The sequence below is a fragment of the Streptomyces sp. HUAS YS2 genome (assembly GCF_033343995.1).
Taxonomy (GTDB): domain Bacteria; phylum Actinomycetota; class Actinomycetes; order Streptomycetales; family Streptomycetaceae; genus Streptomyces; species Streptomyces solicathayae.
Genome location: NZ_CP137573.1, coordinates 1,465,676 through 1,481,517, shown reverse-complemented (window position 1 = coordinate 1,481,517; position 15,842 = coordinate 1,465,676). Strand labels below are relative to the sequence as shown.

Sequence of the window (15,842 nt, the reverse complement as noted above, 5' to 3'; positions counted from 1 at the left end):
ATCCCGAGGCCTTCACTGAATCTCCGTCAACAACGTGCGTCCTGCGCGTTGACGGAGCTCTGACACGTGTCACACCATGGGCGCGGCCCGATACCTACCAGTCGGTAGGCGTCGGGTCATTCCTGCGTCCTCAGCGTGGAGGTCATCCGTGTCCCGACCCCGCAAGGCCCTCTCCCTCGCCGCCGCGGCCGCCCTGGCCGCACCCCTCGCCCTCGCCACGCCCGCGGGCGCCGCCGAGCCCGGCGGCGGTACCTACACGGTGACGCCGCTGAGCTTCACCGTCCGGGCCGGCGACCGGACCTGCGCCGTCGACGCCGACCTGTACCGGCCCGACGGCGTCGACGCCGCGCATCCCGCGCCCGCCGTCCTCACCACCAACGGCTTCGGCGGCAGCAAGACGGACGGCTCGACCGCCGCCACCGGCAAGGCATTCGCCGCCCGCGGCTACGTCTCCCTCGTCTACTCGGGCCTCGGCTTCGGGAAGTCCGGCTGCCTGGTCTCCCTCGACGACCCGCGGATCGACGGACAGGCAGCCGCCCGGCTGCTCGACTTCCTCGGCGGGACCCGCGCCGCCGACGACGGCACCCGAGCCGACTACGTGCTCCGGGACGGTGCCGGCGACCCGCGGGTCGGGATGATCGGCGGTTCGTACGGCGGCGCGATCCAGCTCGCCACCGCCTCCGTCGACCCGCGGCTCGACGCCCTCGTCCCGCTCATCACCTGGAACGACCTCGCCTACTCGCTGGCCCCCAACGGGGCCGACCGGACCACCCCCGGCGTCTTCAAGTGGCAGTGGGCCAACGGCTTCTACCTGATGGGCGAGGGTCAGCCGCTGCTCGTGCCGTCGCTCGACCCGTCCCGGATCAACCGGCTGGGCTGCCTGCACTTCGTCACCGACGCCTGCGACACCGTCCGGCTCCTCAACTCCGGCCGCTACCCCGACGCCGAGACCCGCAAGATGCTCGACTTCGCGCACAGCGTCTCGCCGGTCTCGTACCTCGACCGGGTCAAGGCGCCCACCCTCGTCGTGCAGGGCCAGTCCGACAGCCTCTTCAACCTCAACGAGGCCCGGGACAGCTATCGGCAGCTGCGCGCGCAGGGCGTCCCGGCCAAGATGATCTGGCAGTCCTGGGGCCACAGCGGTGGCCTCACCGATCCGGCGGCCGGCGAACTCAACCTGGGCGAGGGCAACCTGGAGACCTCCTACGTCGGCAAGCGGATCCTCGCCTGGTTCGACCGTTACCTGAGGAAGAATCAGAGCACCCATACCGGGCCCCAGTTCGCCTACTACCGCGACTGGCAGTCCGGCTACGGCACCGCCGACCGTGTCCCCGCGCCGAGCCAGAAGCTGTACCTCTCCGGCGACGGCAAGCTCGTCGACAACCGCGCCAAGGTCGCCCGGGGCTCCCGCGCGTACGCCAACTGGCTCGTGCCCACGAGCCATTCGGAGTCCTCGCTGGCGGGCATGATCGGCCTGCCCGACCCGAAGCCGTACGACATCAAGGGCACGTACCTGGACTGGACGAGCGCCCCGCTCACCGCGCCCGCCGACCTCGTGGGCTCCCCGAAGGCGACCCTGAAGGTGATCTCCCCGAAGACCGAGCGGGTCCAGGGCTCCGGAGACGCGGCCGACAAGCTGGTCCTCTTCGCCAAGGTCTACGACCTGGCCCCGGACGGCACGAAGACCCTGGTCAACCGGCTCGTCGCGCCGGTGCGAGTGCCCGACGTCACCCGCCCGTTCACGGTCGAGCTGCCCGGCATCGTGCACCGCTACGAGACCGGCCACCGGCTCCAGTTCGTGATCGCGGCGAGCGACACCGCGTACTCCGGCAACCGCGGCGTCAAGCCGGTGACCGTCACCAGCGCCCCCGAGGACACCGGGACGCTGGAACTTCCCCTCGTCCGCGGCCGGGTCGGATAGGCGGCAGCCCTTCGGTCGACCGGGCGCCCCTGTGCGAGGCCGCGGGCGCCCGGCCGTCCGCGCGACAGAGACCGCGGGAGGGCTTTGAATGGAGAGGTGAGCCTTCGACTGCTTGCCGCGGCCGGGCTGACGGCGCTGCTGGGCGCCACCGCCCCAGGACCCTCGCCGCCCCCGCCCCAGCCCCCCGCACAGCTCGACGACGCGGACGTCGACCGGGCCGTCGACCGCCTGGACGGCGTCGTCGAGGCGGCCATGAAACGCACCGGGGTGCCGGGCGTGGCCGTGGCCGTCGTCCACAACGGCGAAGTGCTCCACATGAAGGGGTACGGCGTACGGAAGGCCGGCGAGAAGGCCGCCGTCGACGCCGACACCGTCTTCCAGCTCGCCTCGGTCTCGAAACCGATCGCGTCCACTGTCGTCTCCGGTGCCGTGGGAACCGAGGGCTGGACCGTTCCCGTCGCCCCGAACGTGCCGGACTTCAAGCTGAAGGACCCGTGGGTCACCTCGCACGTGACGGCCGCCGACCTCTTCTCGCACCGCAGCGGACTGCCCGACCACGCCGGGGACCTCCTCGAGGACCTCGGCTACGACCGCGCGTACATCCTGTCCCACCTGCGCTACGAGCCCCTCACCCCGTTCCGCGCCAGCTACGCGTACACCAACTTCGGCCTGACGGCCGCCGCCCAGGCCGTCGCCGACAAGAAGGGTATGAGCTGGGAGAAGCTCGCGGACGACGTCCTGTACGAGCCGGCCGGCATGGACTCCACCAGCTCGCGCTTCGAGGACTACGTGAACGCCTCCGACCGCGCCTACGGCCACGTCAGGGTCGGCGACGCCTGGAAGGCGCGGTTCGTCCGCGACCCGGACGCCCAGTCCCCGGCCGGCGGCGTCAGCTCCACCGTCCGCGACATGGCGACCTGGATGCGCCTGCAGCTCGCGAACGGGAAGCTCGACGGCCGGCAGATCATCGACGCCGAGGCCCTGGAGCGCACCCACTGGCCCGAGGCGGTCGCCAACCCGCCCCACGCCCCGGCCGGCCGCACCGGCTTCTACGGCCTCGGCTGGAACGTCAGCTACGACGACGCGGGCCGACTCAGGCTCTCGCACACGGGAGCGTTCGCCCAGGGCGCGCACACCAACGTCACGATGCTGCCCGGCGAGCAGCTCGGCATCGTCGTCCTCACCAACACCTCACCCGTCGGCGTCGCCGACGCCGTCGCCCTCGACTTCTTCGACATCGCGGAGACAGGCGAGGTCAGCCGCGACTGGATCCCGCTCGTCGACGCCCTGTACCAGCAGGAGGCGGACGCGGGCCGGTCGAAGACCGACTACGCGCACCCGCCGTCCGGAGCCGAGCCCGCGCAGGCCGCCGACACCTACACGGGCACATACACGAGCCCCTACTACGGGCGCGCGCAGGTGGTCGCCGGTACGGACGGCACCCTGACGCTCCGTCTGGGGCCGAAGCCCCAGACGTACGCGCTGACGCACTACGACGGCGACACCTTCAGCTTCGAGACCGCGGGGGAGAACGCGGTCGGCCGCACCGGGGTCACCTTCACCCCGGACGGCAAGTCCTTCACCGTCGAGTACCTCAACACCGAAGGACTCGGCAGGTTCACCCGCGTCGGCGGCGGCGATCAGCCCGCGAGCACGGCGTAGCCGGGGCGGATGACCTCGTCGATCAGCCGCTGCCGCTCGGGCAGGGGCAGGAACGCGGCGTCCAGCGCGGCGATGGTGAACTCCTCGAAGACCTCCGGGCCGTAGCCGAAGGCGTCCGCCATGTGCTGGAACTCCTCGCTCATGGTGGTGCCGGAGACCAGCCGGTTGTCGGTGTTGAGGGTGATCCGGAAACCGAGGCGGCGCAGCTCGTCGATCGGGTGCGAGGCGTAGTCCTTCGCCGCGCCCGTCTGGAGGTTGGAGGTCGGGCAGACCTCCAGCGCGATGCGGTTGTCGCGGACGTACGCGGCGAGCCGGCCGAGCGTGCCGTCCTCGGCGATGTCCTCCGTGATCCGCACGCCGTGGCCGATCCGCTCGGTGCCGCAGACCTGCACGGCCTCGTGGATGGACTCGGCGCCGACGGCCTCGCCCGCGTGGATGGTGAAGTGGCAGTTCTCCCGCTTCAGGTGCTGGAAGGCGGGGAGGTGGCGGGCCGGCGGGTTGCCGATCTCGCCGCCGGCGATGTCGAAGCCCGCCACGCCGTTGTCCCGGTGCGCGACGGTCAGCCGGGCGATCTCCAGCGAACGGTCGGTGTGCCGCATGCCGGTGAGCAGGGTGCGGACGGTGATCCGGCCGCCGGCGCGGCGCTCGCCCTCGCGGAAGCCCGCGTTCACGGCCTCCACGACCTCGTCGAGGGTCAGCCCGCCCTCCAGGTGCTGCTCGGGGGCGTACCGGATCTCGGCGTAGACGACGCCGTCCGCCGCCAGGTCCTCGGCGCACTCGGCCGCGATCCGCTCCAGGGACTCGCGGGTCTGCATCACCGCGCAGGTGTGGGCGAAGGTCTCCAGGTACCGCTCCAGCGAACCGGAGTCGGCGGCGTCCCGGAACCAGACCGCGAGCTCGGCCGGGTCCTCGGTCGGCAGCGCGCTGTAGCCGCAGGCGCGGGCCAGCTCCACGATGGTGGCGGGGCGCAGGCCGCCGTCCAGGTGGTCGTGCAGCACGGCCTTGGGGGCGCGGCGGATCCACTCGGCCACGGTGGTGGCGGAGGCGGCAGAGTTGTCAGACAAGTGCATGGCGCGGAAGTGTACGCCACCGGGTGACCCGCGCGCTGTGACGGCGGCGACAGCCCGGGCGGCCGGGCGGCGACAGCCCCTGCAGCCCTGCGGCGACTGCTCTCCGCGGGCCTGGCGCCACGTCCCGCGCGCGGTCAGTTCGACTGCAGGACCGGCAGGGCCGGAGCCCCCGTCGGCAGCATGTGCTTGGCGGCCAGGATCGGGACGTCGCCCGCCCGGACCACCTGCGTGACCAGGACCGCAGGGGTGTCGGCCGGCCGGGCCAGCTGCTCGCCGCGGCGCCGGCCGAGCAGCGTCGCCGTCACGCTGCTGTGCGCGCTCAGCCGCACCCCGCGGGACGCCGCCGTCAGGACCGCCAGCATCGAGGTCCGCTCCGGCGCCGCCTCGGCGCGCAGCGCCTCGGCGAACGCGGGGTGCGCCCGCTCCAGCACGTCGTCGGCGGCCGCCCACTCCTGACTCAGCGCCGCCGCGGTGTCCCCGCCGGTCAGCAGCGACTCCCAGAACCGCAGCTCCGCGCGGGCCGCGGCCAGCAGGTGCTGGGTGGTGAAGTCGGTCGGCTCCTCGACCGCCCGCAGCAGCGCCCGTACGCGCAGCGGCGCGCCCGCCCCGATCAGCTCCTCCAGCGGCTGGACGTGCTCGAAGCCGCGCCGCGGCGGCCGGTCGTTGACGGTCCTGCCGACCCCGCGCCGCACGGTGAGCAGCCCGTCCTCCTGGAGCAGCAGCAGCGCCTCGCGCAGCGCGGGGCGGCTGACGCCGAGCTCGGTGGCGAGCCGCGGTTCGGAGGGGAGCGTCGAGCCGGGCGGGTAGGTGCCGTCGTGGATCGCGTCCGCGATGCGCTCGTAGAGCACGACGACCGGTCGCATGCGCTGTCCGGCCCCGCTGCCGGATCCGCTTGCACTTCCGCTGACTGCCACTGCCCCTCCTCGGCCCACTTGTCGGCAAGCTAATCCCACGAGAGGGTGCCCGGCAATGTCTGTGAGATCTCACAGACCGGCCCGGCTTGACGTTTTACGCGCGTAGAACTCAGGCTGTCTCCGCAGTGCTTGTCTGACAAGCTCAGTCCTGGACGAGGCAAAGGGGCCCGACATGTCCAATCGATCCGATCTCGCGGGCCGCGGGCCCATGCTCCTGGCGATGGTGCTGGCCGTGCTCGGCTACCAGATCAACGCCACGATGCTGAGCCCCGCGCTGCCGGACGTGATCGAGCGCCTCGGCACCACCACCGCGGCCGCCGGCCTCTCGCAGACGCTGTTCTTCCTGATGGCCGCCATCGGACAGGTCACCCTCGCCCGGCTCAGCGACCAGCGCGGCCGCAAGCCCATGATGCTCGTCTGCGCGGTCGTGCTGATTGCCGGCAACCTGCTCTGCGTCTTCGCGCCGAACATCGAGGTCTTCATCGCCGGCCGCGTACTCCAGGGCATCTCCGCGGCGATGTTCACCCTCGCCTTCCTGACCCTGAACCAGCTGCTCACCCCGGCCGGCTTCGGCAAGGCCGCGGGCATCATCACCGCCGTCAACGGCGGCCTCGCCGGCGTCGACGCCATCGCCGGCGGTCAGATCGCCGACACCATCGGCTTCCGCGGCATCTTCGTCTGCTCCACCGTGATCGCCGTCGCGGGCCTCGTCGGTGTCCGCAAGTACGTCCCCGACACCGCGCCCACCACCGCCGACGCGCGCTTCGACTCCCGCGGCATCGCCGCCCTCGCGCTCGGTCTCACCGGCGTCCTCGTCGGCCTCGCCCAGGGCGGTGCCTGGGGCTGGACCTCACCGCTCACGCTGGCCTTCCTGCTCGGCGGCGTCGCCTCGCTCGGCTTCTTCGTCGTCTCGCAGAAGAGCGCCCCGAACCCGGTGATCGACATCGAGGTGCTGGCCTCGCGCCGCGCCTGGCCGCTGCTGCTCACCACCGTCTGCACCCTCGGCGGCGCGTTCGGCGCGATCGCCCTGACCATCCCGCTGTTCTCGCAGGACGCCCGGGTCGGCCTCGGCCTCTCGGCGGTCACCGCCGCGGTCCTCTTCCTCACCCCGATCCAGCTGATCGGAGTGATCTCCGCCCCGCTGACCGGCCGGCTCGGCCCGAAGATCGGCTGGCACACGATCGTCGTCACCGGCGCGGTCGCCAACTTCGCGATCTTCCTCTTCGCCACGTTCTTCCTGCACAACGAGTGGATCCTGATCGCCTCGCTGGCCGCGCTGGGCGTCACGTACGGCGGCTTCATGCTCACCGGTCTCAACGGCCTCGCCGTCACCACCGCCCCGAAGGACAAGCCGGGCTCGCTGTCCGGCCTGAACGGCGCCTGCTTCGGCATCGGCGCGTCCCTCGGCATCGCCCTCGCCTCCGCGATGATCACCGCGGGCAGTGACGCGGGCGGCCCCACCGAGGCCGGCTACCAGCACGCGATGTACACGGCCCTGGTGCTGCTCGGCATCGGCGTCGTCACCGCGTTCCTGATCCGGCGGCCCGACCCGGCCGAAACGCCGGCGGCCGAGCCGCGGCCGGTGCTCGTCCACCACTGACGGGCCGCGGTTCTTCACCCGTACGGCCCTTCCCACCGCCCCCGTGCGGACCGGATCCCTCCATCCTGGTCCCACGGGGGCGGCGGTGCACGACGGACGAGAGGGCGGCACGCATGGGTCCCAAGGAGACAGCGGGAGCGGAGCACGGGGGCGTCACCTCGGGCCGGATCGCGATCGCGGTCCTCGTCGTCCTCACGCTGGTCCTCATCTTCGAGAACACCACCCGGGTCGAGATCCGGCTGCTGGTTCCCGAGGTCACGATGCCGCTGTACCTGGCGCTGCTCGGAACAGCCCTGCTCGGGGCGGTCTGCGGCTGGTACGGGTCGAGCCGTCGGAGCCGGAGATGAGGCGCGGGGTCGCGGTCTGCGCGATCGCGGTCGTGGCGCTCGCCGCGGTCTTCGCGGGCACGGCCGACGAGACGGACGAGGCGGAGCCCGGCGCGGAGCCCGTGCCGATGCCCGACCTGACCGGCCGTAGCCTCCTGCGGGCCTTCGCCGCCTTCGACCACCGCACCCGGGTCCACGTGCACGACGTGAGCGGCGGCGACCGGCGGGTCCTGTGGCCGTCCCGCTGGCGGGTCTGCACCCAGCACCCCGTCCCGGGCTCCCCCGAGGGCCCCGGCCGCAGCGTCACCCTCGGCGTCGTCAGGAAGACCGAGCGCTGCCCGTCCAAGGTGCTCACCGCACGCCGCTGACCCGACCGAGAGGCCGTGCCGGGAAGCCCGTCCGGGAGACGGGCCGTAGCCTGGGCGCATGCCCGACGATCATGACGCGTACGTGGCCGTGGGCCCGCGCGTCGCCCTGCGTCCCTTCACCGCCGACGACGCGGGGGAGTTCACCGCCGCGGCCCGAGCGAGCCGCGCGCTGCACCGGCCCTGGCTGTTCCCGCCGCAGACCGCCGAGGACTACGCGGCGTACCGGCGGAACCTCGACAAGGACCCCGCCCGGCTCGGGTTCCTGGTCTGCGAGCGGGCGACGGAGGGCCGCATCGCCGGGTTCGTGAACATCAACAACATCGTCCGCGGCACGTTCCTCAGCGGCGCGCTCGGGTACGGGGCCTTCGCCCACGCCGCCGGCCGGGGCCTGCTCGGGGAGGGACTCGGGCTCGTGCTCCGGCACGCCTTCGGGCCCCTCGGGCTGCACCGGCTGGAGGCCAACATCCAGCCGGGGAACGCGGCTTCGCGCGCCCTCGTCATGCGGGCCGGCTTCCGGCTGGAGGGCTTCTCGCCCGCCATGCTCTTCATCGACGGCGCGTGGCGCGACCACGAACGCTGGGCGATCACCGCCGAAGCGCCCCGCCCCGCGGCCGGTCAGCGCTTGTAGTTGATCTTCATGGTGTCGAGGTCGGTCACGCTGGACCGCAGCTCCCGGTAGCCGTGCCCCAGCTCCCCGAGCGCGGTCTCCACCCGGTCCTCGGCAATCGCCGCCGCCATCTCCTCGCCGTCCCCGGCGTCCGAACGCACCACGATCCGGTACGAGAAGTGCTTCAGCGCCCGGTCGTACGCGAGCGAGCCCTCCTCGGTGAAGGTCATCGCGGACAGGCCGTGGTCGTCCACCTCGGCGAGCAGCCGCGTCCGGCTCTCCTCCGACAGACCGTCCCACCTGCCGCGCACGATCACCCGGTAGGTGTGCTGCGTGCTCATTCCTCGCGTCCTCACGTCGTCCGGCACCGAAGGATCCACCCTACGGACCGGGCGCCGCGAGGACACCGGAATATCCGCCGGTACGCGGGCAGGACACCGGGCAGGTGACCGTGACGCGGCGGTGAGGGGCACCTAGCCGCGCGGGTCGAGCAGGCGGTCGGCGTGGCGCAGCGTGTGGCCGCCGACCGCCTTGCCGAGGGCGACGCCCGCCTCGTCGGCGCTGCGGCTGTGGATGCCCGAGAAGACGCGCGCGTCGATGTTCTCGCGCGTCAGCTGCTCCCAGTCGGTGTACGTCCGCCGGACGCCCGGAGCGGTCGGGCTGGTCAGGGTGTAGGGGGCGGTACGAGGCCCGGCGAGGGCCCCCAGGATCGCCTCGGCGGCCCCGGCGTACGAGCCGTGGCCGCTGGGGTAGTCCGGGTGGGCCGGTGTCGTGTGGAGCGGGGTCCACGCCGGGTCGGTGCCGAGGGAGCCGGTGCGGATCGCCGTGACCGGGCGCCAGCGCGTGTACGTGTACTTGCTGTCGGAGGTGGCGATCTGGGTGTCGACCAGGGCGGCGTGGAAGAGCGCGACCAGCCGGGCCCGGTCGGCGGCGGATCCGTGCGAACGGGTCACGGCCACCCGCAGCGGCTCGGTGTAGAGGGTCAGCGAGGAGCCGTACCAGAAGGTGGCGGTCTCGGTCTGCCGCGGGGTGCGTACGGCGCTGTCCGCGCTTCCGACGGCACGCACCTCCGCCAGGTCGGCGCGGTACCGGCGCGAGTCGAGCGCCGGCGGCGGGCCGAGGCGGTACTGAGCGGGCGAGTCCAGGAGGAAGGGCCTGGCGACGCGGTTGCCGTACTGCGCGGCGGGGGCGTAGCCGTCGGGCGTCGGCTGCCACACGCCCGGTGCGGCCGGCGGCACGGTGAAGGGCGCGTTGACGGACGCCGGGTCGAGGCCGTCGCCCCGGCGCGCGGCCAGCGCCAGCGCCGCCTGGCGGGTTCCGGCGTCGACGCCGGCGTCCTCGGCGGGACCGTCCGGGATCCGCTCGAGGGTCGCGGCGAGCGCGGCGTCGAGTTGCGGCGCGTGGGCGGGGGCGAGGGCCGTGAGGGCGTCGTGAACGGCGGAGGCGACCGCCGCGTCCTGGAACGCCGCCCGGTCGTGCCCGCGGGGCGCCTCCCGGGTGGCGCGGGCGGCCGCGAGCCAGCTGATCGCCCAGGTGCGGCTGTTGGTGACCTGCGTGGTCGCCCCGGCGGCGGCCACGGTCTGTGCGGTGATGTCGTACCAGTCGCGTACGACGGCCCCGCTCTCCGTGGCGGGGGAGGGGGTCGCCTGGGCGGACGGCGCGGCGGCCGTGGCGGTCAGGACCAGGGCGGACCCGAGAGCGAGCAGGGCAGAGCGGGACGGATTCACGGATACTCCAGGAGGGCGGGGGCGACGGACGACGGGACGAAGGCCTGCGACGCTCAACGGCACAGCGCGCCGGCGACGCGCATGAAGTCGATCGCCCGGCGTCTGGTCAGACCTGGAATGCTCACCATGCGCCCGAAGCTAGCCATGATCCGATCGGTCGTGCAACGGCCCTTTCGCGCCTGCCCCGTTCGGCAACAGACCTGTCGTGCGCCGTCCATGCCCGTGTTACACATCCACTCCCCGGGGAGCCGTCGTGCCGGTCAGGCGACTGTGCGGCGGTCGACGTACTCGAAGACGGAGCCGTCCGGGTGGACCGCGATCAGGTTGCGGCCCACCGGGGTCGGGACCGGGCCGGCCACGATCTTCGCGCCCGTCTCGGTGAGCGCGGTGAACGCCGCGTCCACGTCCTGGACGGAGATCGTGGCCGTCACCTTCCGCAGCACCTCCAGCTCCGACTCCGGACCGCTCATGAGCAGGAAGCAGCCGACGGCCGCGACCGAGACGCCGCCGCGCTCGAAGCGCAGCGCGGTGCCGCCGGTGAGCCGCTCGTAGAACGCGATGGCCGGTTCGAGGTCGTCGACACAGATGCGCAGTGTGGTGCCCAGAATCTCCATGCGGAGGAGCCTAGTTGGGGACGTCGCTCTCCGGCACCCGGCACAGGATCTCGCCGTGCGGAACCAGGAACCAGGCGTCCTCGTGGCGGCCCCACTCCCGCCACGCCTCGGCGATGCCGGCCAGCTCCTCGGCCGTGGCGTGCCCGCCTTCCACGGCCAGTCGCGCGTACACCGACTCCGTGGTGCGGTCCGCCCACAGGCCGCTCCACCAGGCCCGCTCCTCCTCGGTGGCGAAGCACCAGGTCCCGGCCGTCGTGGTGACGTCGGTGAAGCCGGCCGCCCGTGCCCAGGAGAACAGCCGCCGCCCGGCGTCCGGTTCACCGCCGTTGTGCCGGGCCACCACGTGGTACAGGCGCGACCAGTCGTCCAGGGCGGGCAGTTCGGGGTACCAGGCGAAGGCCCCGTAGTCGCTGTCCCGGGCGGCGACCACGCCGCCCGGCCGGCACACCCGCCGCATCTCGCGCAGCGCCTGGACCGGATCGCCGACGTGCTGCAGCACCTGATGCGCGTGCACCACGTCGAAGGAGTCGTCGGGGAAGTCCAGGGCGTGTACGTCGGCGACCGCGAACTCGACGTTGTCCAGGCCGCGTTCGGCGGCGACCGCGCGGGCCTTCGCCACGACGTCCGGTGCCGCGTCGACCGCCGTGACCTGGCCCGGGGCGACCAGCGCGGCCAGGTCGGCGGTGATGGTGCCCGGGCCGCAGCCGACGTCCAGGACGCGCTGCCCAGGTCGCAGTTCGGGCAGCAGGTAGGCCGCCGAGTTGGCGGCCGTCCGCCAGCTGTGCGAGCGCAGCACCGACTCGTGGTGCCCGTGGGTGTAGACGGCGGTCTCCTTCGCCGCGGCATGCGTCATGGCGGACTCCCTCTCGCTCGTGCTCGTGAAGTGGTGTGATCACCGTAGCGTCGAGCAGTCGCATGATGAGATGGGAATCTCGTCATGCGGACAACCGGTTGATGCGGTCCGCCCGCCCCCTGTCGCCCGGTCACGCCTCTCCAGCGGCGGAACGGGCGACATCTCCGTATAAAGGGGCGTGGGACTACGTCACGGAGTGTCGCTCGGGAGGTCACGCCATGCGTCAGGCGGCGTCGGAAGGGCGGGGGCCGGTGCGCTACGGCCCGCTCGCCCCGGAGGCAGGGCTGCCCGTGCTCTCGTCGCTCGCCGGCGTGCTCGCGGCGGCCGCCGGCCGGCCCATGGCGGAGCCGTCCGGCGGCGGGCCGGTGCTCCGCGAGGCGGCCTGCGGCTACTGGTGGCGGCGCGGGCTGCACGGCCACCCCGAGGACGTACTCGCCGCCCCCGGCGCCCAGCCGCTCCTGTTCGCCCTCCTCGCCGCGCACGAGGGTGACGTCCTGATGCCCCGGCCCTGCCCCGCCTGGTGGACCCCGCAGGCCCGGCTGCTCGGCCGGCCCGCCTACCATGTACCCACCCCCGCCGAGTGCGGCGGCGTCCCCGACCCGTACGCCCTCCTGGAGACCGTCCGCCGGGTCCGCGCCGAGGGCGGGCGGCCCGCCGTGCTGCTGCTCTCCGTCGCCGACGACCCGACCGCCACCGTCGCGCCGCCCGAGCTGGTCCGGGAGGCCTGCGAGGCCGCCGTCGGCGAGGGGCTGCACGTGATCAGCGACGAGACCTGGCGGGACACCCTGCACCGCCCCCGCGACACCGTCCTGCTCAGCCCCGCCGAGATGTGCCCCGACGACGTCACCGTGCTCACCGATCTGTCCGGCGCCCTCGCCCCGGCCGCCTGGCCCTGCGCCGTCGCCCGCTTCCCGCCCGCCGCCGACACCCCGGCCCGGCGGGCCCGCGCCCTCGACGTCCTCACCGCGCTCGGCGCGCACGTCGCCGCCCCCGTCGCGCACGTCGCCGCGCACGCCCTCGACGAACCCCAGGACGTCACCGAGCGCGCCGCCACCGCGACCGCCCTGCATGCTCGGGTCGCCTCCGCCCTGCACCGGGCCGTCCTCGCCTCCGGCGCTATCGCCCGGCCCCCGCAGGCGGGCCGCCACCTCTACGCCGACCTCGGCCCGCTGCGCGCCGGCCTGGCCGCCCGCGGCGTCAACGACTCCATGGAGCTGGAGGACCACCTCGGCAGCCGGCTCGGCTTCCCCGTCCCCGGCGGTCACCGGTTCGGCGACGAACTCGGCGCGCTGCGCGTCCGCTTCGACACCGGGGAGCTGCTGGGCTCGACCCGTGAGGAGCGGGCGGAGTCCCTCCAGGCGGCCGATCCGCTCGAACTTCCCCACGTGGCACATGCGTTGAGCGCGTTTGGCGCCGTACTCGAAGAACTCCGCTGACCCCGGCCCCTCTTCACGTCGAAACGGAGCCCGCAGATGACGGAAAAGACGGCACGGACGGACCGCACCCCGCTCACCGGCCCCGCGCCCACGGGCTCCGAGGCCACCGCCCCCGGCCGCCCGCAGCCCCCGGCCGGCCCCGCCCACCCCGCCGGGCCCACCGGCCCCGCCCGCCCCGTCGCACCCGCCGCCCTCCAGCCCGTCGGACGCACCCGCGCCGACTGGCCCCGTACCTTCGCCGACCGCCTCACCGCTCCGCTGCCCGGCGTCCGCGCCATGGCCCGGCTGGCCCGGGAGGGCACCGTACGCCCCGGCCCGGACGGCCTGCGTGACATCCCGCTGCTGCCGTTCGCCCCCGGCCCGCTGCCCGCCGCCGGCCCCGACACCCTCGCCGTCACGTGGGCGGGCCACGCCAGTTGGGTGCTCCGGATCGGCGGCCTGACCGTGCTCACCGACCCCGTCTGGTCCCGCCGGATCCTCGGAACCCCCGCCCGGCTCACGCCGGTCGGCGTCCGCTGGGAGGACCTGCCGCCCGTCGACGCGGTCGTCATCAGCCACAACCACTTCGACCACCTCGACGCGCCCACCCTCAAGCGGCTGCCGCGCCGCACCCCGGTGTTCGTCCCGGCCGGCCTCGCCCCCTGGTTCCGCCGCCGCCGGTTCACCCGGATCACCGAACTCGACTGGTGGGAGGCGGCCGAACTCGGCGGCGTGCGCTTCGAGTTCGTCCCCGCCCATCACTGGTCCAAGCGCACCCTGCTCGACACCTGCCGCTCCCTGTGGGGCGGATGGCTGCTCACCGATCCGCTCGGCCGTCGCATCCACTTCGCCGGGGACACCGGCTACGGCCACCGGCTCGCCGAGATCGGCCGCCGCCACCCCGGGATCGACCTCACGCTGCTGCCGATCGGCGCCTACGCCCCGCGGTGGTGGCTGCGCGACGTGCACACCGATCCCGAGGAGGCCGTCCGTGCCTTCCAGGACCTCGGGGCCCGGCACATGGCACCCATGCACTGGGCGACCTTCGTGCTCTCGGCCGAGCCCGTCCTCGAACCCCTCACCCGGCTCCGCGCCGCCTGGGCCGACGCCGGCCTCGCCCCCGACCAGCTGTGGGACCTGCCGGTCGGCGGCTCACGCGTGCTCGCCCCCTGACCCCTCCGTCGGCGCGCCCCGCCGCCGCAGCCGCCGCCACAACGCGGGCGCCGCGCTGATCAGCATCGTCAGCGCGACCGCCGCCACCACGCCCTCCCACGGCTCGTCGAACAGCGAACCGCCGAGGATCCCGATGAGCCCGTACGTCGCCGCCCACGCCAGGCACGCCGGCAGATCGCCCCGGGCGAACCGGCGCAGCGGCATCCCGGCCAGCAGACAGGCCAGCATCACCGGGATCCGCCCCGCCGGCACCAGCCGGGACAGCACCAGCACCGGCACCTGATGGGTCTCCAGGCGGTCCTGCGCGTGGGCCAGCCGGTCCGGTGCCGCCCGGTCGCGCAGCGCCGTCAGCCAACGCGAACCGTTCCGCGAGCGGACCCCGCGCTGACCCAGCCAGTACAGCGTCACGTCGCCCAGGAACGCCGCGCCCGCCGACACCAGGAACACGAACAGCAGGGTCAGCGGAGCGGTCTGGTGGAACGCCACCACCGCTGCCGAACTCACGATCGCGCCCGTCGGCACCACCGGCACCAGCGCGCCCAGGGCCACCAGCAGGAACAGCGACGGATAGCCGACCGCCTGCTGCGTCTGCTCCGGCGGCAGCTCCCGTATCGCCTGCGCGATCCGCTCGATCACCGGGCGACCTCCGGCCGCACCCGCTCGCCGTGCCCCAGCCGGTGCACCGCCACCTTCGGGGCGAGCCGCGCCGCGTGCCGGACGAACTCGTCGCCCGGCGCGTGGAACTCGTGCGGACGCACCGCGTCCATCCCGATCGGCCAGTAGGTGCCGTAGTGCACCGGCACCGCGGCGGCCGGCGACAGCGCCGCGAGCGCCTGCGCCGCCCGCCCCGCGTCAAGGTGCCCGTGCCCCAGGTACGGGCCCCAGCCGCCCACCGGCAGCAGCGCCACGTCCACCGGGCCGACCGCCTCGGCCATCTCGTCGAAGAGCCCGGTGTCCCCGGCGAAGTAGGTGCGCGCCTCGCCCTCCACCACGTAGCCGAGCGCGGGCGAGCGGTGCGGCCCCACCGGCAGCCGGCGCCCGTCGTGCCGCGCCGGGACGGCTCGTACGGTCAGCCCGTCCACCGTCACCTCGTCGCCCGGGACCACCTCGGTCAGCCGCAGCCCGTGGAGCCTGCGCAGTGCGGGCACCGACCGGGCCGCGCCGCGCGGCACGACCAGCACCGTCCCCGGCGCGAGCCGGGCCAGCGAGGGCACGTGCAGATGGTCGGAGTGCAGGTGCGAGATCAGCACCGCCTCGGCGACCGCGGCCTCCGGCGGCGGCAGCTCGCCGCGCCGGCGCCGCAGATGGGCCAGCCGGCGCACGAACAGCGGGTCGGTCAGGACCCGGACCCCGGAGTCCTCGACCGTACAGGTGGCATGCCCCCACCAGGTGATCTCCACCGCCGCGCCGCCCTTCTCCCGGAACCGAACCCCGCCGAGGGTCCTCCGGTACGAGCCTAAATGTCCGGAGTCGGCAGTGGGGGAGTCCGTACGGAAGCGATCACGGGGGCGTCCGCGCACGGCGCGGGGGGTAGCCATCGAAGGGCAAGGGGATGGGAGCCGCTGTGAGGAGCACGAGGACCACGACGACCC

Annotated in this window: 16 protein-coding genes; 8 read left to right on the top strand and 8 right to left on the bottom strand. The window is 73.8% G+C overall.

Features of this window, described 5'->3' with window-relative positions; translation table 11 throughout:
- The first annotated feature begins 76 nt into the window (after nt 1-76).
- Together R2D22_RS06915 and R2D22_RS06910 are read left to right on the top strand one after the other, a co-directional pair.
- Nucleotides 77-1,921, top strand: a complete 1,845-nt coding sequence (locus R2D22_RS06915) for a CocE/NonD family hydrolase (RefSeq protein ID WP_411976987.1) — start codon at nt 77-79, stop codon at nt 1,919-1,921.
- A 96-nt stretch (nt 1,922-2,017) separates the two neighbouring features.
- Nucleotides 2,018-3,583, top strand: coding sequence for a serine hydrolase (locus R2D22_RS06910; RefSeq protein WP_318101953.1), 1,566 nt, complete (start codon nt 2,018-2,020; stop codon nt 3,581-3,583).
- Here the strand turns inward: R2D22_RS06910 and R2D22_RS06905 are convergent.
- Both R2D22_RS06905 and R2D22_RS06900 read right to left on the bottom strand, forming a co-directional pair.
- Entirely contained in the window at nt 3,562-4,653 is a 1,092-nt protein-coding gene (locus R2D22_RS06905; protein ID WP_318101951.1) for an adenosine deaminase, read from the bottom strand. The two genes, R2D22_RS06910 and R2D22_RS06905, sit on opposite strands and share 22 nt — an antisense overlap.
- 134 nt (nt 4,654-4,787) lie before the next feature.
- Nucleotides 4,788-5,516 carry a GntR family transcriptional regulator gene (locus R2D22_RS06900; protein ID WP_318101949.1) on the bottom strand — a complete coding sequence of 243 codons (729 nt, stop codon included), beginning with the start codon at nt 5,514-5,516 and terminating at the stop codon, nt 4,788-4,790.
- A gap of 223 nt (nt 5,517-5,739) precedes the next feature.
- Here R2D22_RS06900 and R2D22_RS06895 point away from each other — a divergent pair, with 223 nt between their 5' ends.
- The 4 genes from R2D22_RS06895 to R2D22_RS06880 all read left to right on the top strand — a co-directional run bounded on the left by R2D22_RS06895 (nt 5,740) and on the right by R2D22_RS06880 (nt 8,489).
- Nucleotides 5,740-7,167: an MFS transporter gene (locus R2D22_RS06895; RefSeq protein ID WP_318101948.1), complete on the top strand. Its 1,428-nt coding sequence runs from the start codon at nt 5,740-5,742 to the stop codon at nt 7,165-7,167.
- 113 nt (nt 7,168-7,280) lie between these two features.
- Nucleotides 7,281-7,514 carry a lipopolysaccharide assembly protein LapA domain-containing protein gene (locus R2D22_RS06890; protein ID WP_318101947.1) on the top strand — a complete coding sequence of 78 codons (234 nt, stop codon included), beginning with the start codon at nt 7,281-7,283 and terminating at the stop codon, nt 7,512-7,514.
- Nucleotides 7,511-7,861, top strand: coding sequence for a hypothetical protein (locus tag R2D22_RS06885; protein ID WP_318101945.1), 351 nt, complete (start codon nt 7,511-7,513; stop codon nt 7,859-7,861). The genes R2D22_RS06890 and R2D22_RS06885 overlap by 4 nt, the downstream gene beginning before the upstream one ends.
- Nucleotides 7,862-7,919: 58 nt before the next feature.
- On the top strand, nt 7,920-8,489 hold the full coding sequence (locus tag R2D22_RS06880) for a GNAT family N-acetyltransferase (protein WP_318101944.1): 570 nt from the start codon (nt 7,920-7,922) through the stop codon (nt 8,487-8,489).
- On the opposite strand, the gene R2D22_RS06875 is transcribed toward R2D22_RS06880, so the two are convergent.
- From R2D22_RS06875 to R2D22_RS06860, 4 genes are all read right to left on the bottom strand, one after another.
- Nucleotides 8,477-8,809: a DUF6204 family protein gene (locus R2D22_RS06875; protein ID WP_318101943.1), complete on the bottom strand. Its 333-nt coding sequence runs from the start codon at nt 8,807-8,809 to the stop codon at nt 8,477-8,479. The genes R2D22_RS06880 and R2D22_RS06875 overlap by 13 nt on opposite strands.
- Nucleotides 8,810-8,941: 132 nt before the next feature.
- On the bottom strand, nt 8,942-10,195 hold the full coding sequence (locus tag R2D22_RS06870) for a vanadium-dependent haloperoxidase (RefSeq protein ID WP_318101942.1): 1,254 nt from the start codon (nt 10,193-10,195) through the stop codon (nt 8,942-8,944).
- Nucleotides 10,196-10,455: 260 nt separating this feature from the next.
- On the bottom strand, nt 10,456-10,809 hold the full coding sequence (locus R2D22_RS06865; protein WP_318101941.1) for a VOC family protein: 354 nt from the start codon (nt 10,807-10,809) through the stop codon (nt 10,456-10,458).
- A 10-nt stretch (nt 10,810-10,819) separates the two neighbouring features.
- Nucleotides 10,820-11,662 (bottom strand): methyltransferase domain-containing protein, encoded by an 843-nt coding sequence (locus R2D22_RS06860; protein WP_318101940.1) that lies wholly within the window; start codon nt 11,660-11,662, stop codon nt 10,820-10,822.
- A 218-nt stretch (nt 11,663-11,880) separates the two neighbouring features.
- Here R2D22_RS06860 and R2D22_RS06855 point away from each other — a divergent pair, with 218 nt between their 5' ends.
- Together R2D22_RS06855 and R2D22_RS06850 are read left to right on the top strand one after the other, a co-directional pair.
- Nucleotides 11,881-13,098: an aminotransferase class I/II-fold pyridoxal phosphate-dependent enzyme gene (locus R2D22_RS06855; RefSeq protein WP_318101939.1), complete on the top strand. Its 1,218-nt coding sequence runs from the start codon at nt 11,881-11,883 to the stop codon at nt 13,096-13,098.
- Between the two features lie 36 nt (nt 13,099-13,134).
- Entirely contained in the window at nt 13,135-14,250 is a 1,116-nt protein-coding gene (locus R2D22_RS06850; protein ID WP_318101937.1) for an MBL fold metallo-hydrolase, read from the top strand.
- On the opposite strand, the gene R2D22_RS06845 is transcribed toward R2D22_RS06850, so the two are convergent.
- Both R2D22_RS06845 and R2D22_RS06840 read right to left on the bottom strand, forming a co-directional pair.
- Entirely contained in the window at nt 14,230-14,886 is a 657-nt protein-coding gene (locus R2D22_RS06845) for a DedA family protein (RefSeq protein WP_318101936.1), read from the bottom strand. The two genes, R2D22_RS06850 and R2D22_RS06845, sit on opposite strands and share 21 nt — an antisense overlap.
- A complete protein-coding gene (locus tag R2D22_RS06840) occupies nt 14,883-15,650 on the bottom strand; it encodes an MBL fold metallo-hydrolase (RefSeq protein ID WP_318101934.1) in 768 nt (255 codons plus the stop codon). Before R2D22_RS06840 ends, R2D22_RS06845 begins: the two co-directional genes overlap by 4 nt.
- Between the last annotated feature and the right edge of the window lie 192 nt (nt 15,651-15,842).

What these genes read in the sequence shown, in the direction of transcription:
- R2D22_RS06915 (WP_411976987.1), top strand. Translation starts at nt 77, where the DNA reads ATGGGCGCGGCCCGATACCTACCAGTCGGTAGGCGTCGGGTCATTCCT.
- R2D22_RS06905 (WP_318101951.1), bottom strand. Translation starts at nt 4,653, where the DNA reads ATGCACTTGTCTGACAACTCTGCCGCCTCCGCCACCACCGTGGCCGAG.
- R2D22_RS06900 (WP_318101949.1), bottom strand. Translation starts at nt 5,516, where the DNA reads ATGCGACCGGTCGTCGTGCTCTACGAGCGCATCGCGGACGCGATCCAC.
- R2D22_RS06895 (WP_318101948.1), top strand. Translation starts at nt 5,740, where the DNA reads ATGTCCAATCGATCCGATCTCGCGGGCCGCGGGCCCATGCTCCTGGCG.
- R2D22_RS06890 (WP_318101947.1), top strand. Translation starts at nt 7,281, where the DNA reads ATGGGTCCCAAGGAGACAGCGGGAGCGGAGCACGGGGGCGTCACCTCG.
- R2D22_RS06885 (WP_318101945.1), top strand. Translation starts at nt 7,511, where the DNA reads ATGAGGCGCGGGGTCGCGGTCTGCGCGATCGCGGTCGTGGCGCTCGCC.
- R2D22_RS06880 (WP_318101944.1), top strand. Translation starts at nt 7,920, where the DNA reads ATGCCCGACGATCATGACGCGTACGTGGCCGTGGGCCCGCGCGTCGCC.
- R2D22_RS06875 (WP_318101943.1), bottom strand. Translation starts at nt 8,809, where the DNA reads ATGAGCACGCAGCACACCTACCGGGTGATCGTGCGCGGCAGGTGGGAC.
- R2D22_RS06865 (WP_318101941.1), bottom strand. Translation starts at nt 10,809, where the DNA reads ATGGAGATTCTGGGCACCACACTGCGCATCTGTGTCGACGACCTCGAA.
- R2D22_RS06860 (WP_318101940.1), bottom strand. Translation starts at nt 11,662, where the DNA reads ATGACGCATGCCGCGGCGAAGGAGACCGCCGTCTACACCCACGGGCAC.
- R2D22_RS06855 (WP_318101939.1), top strand. Translation starts at nt 11,881, where the DNA reads ATGCGTCAGGCGGCGTCGGAAGGGCGGGGGCCGGTGCGCTACGGCCCG.
- R2D22_RS06850 (WP_318101937.1), top strand. Translation starts at nt 13,135, where the DNA reads ATGACGGAAAAGACGGCACGGACGGACCGCACCCCGCTCACCGGCCCC.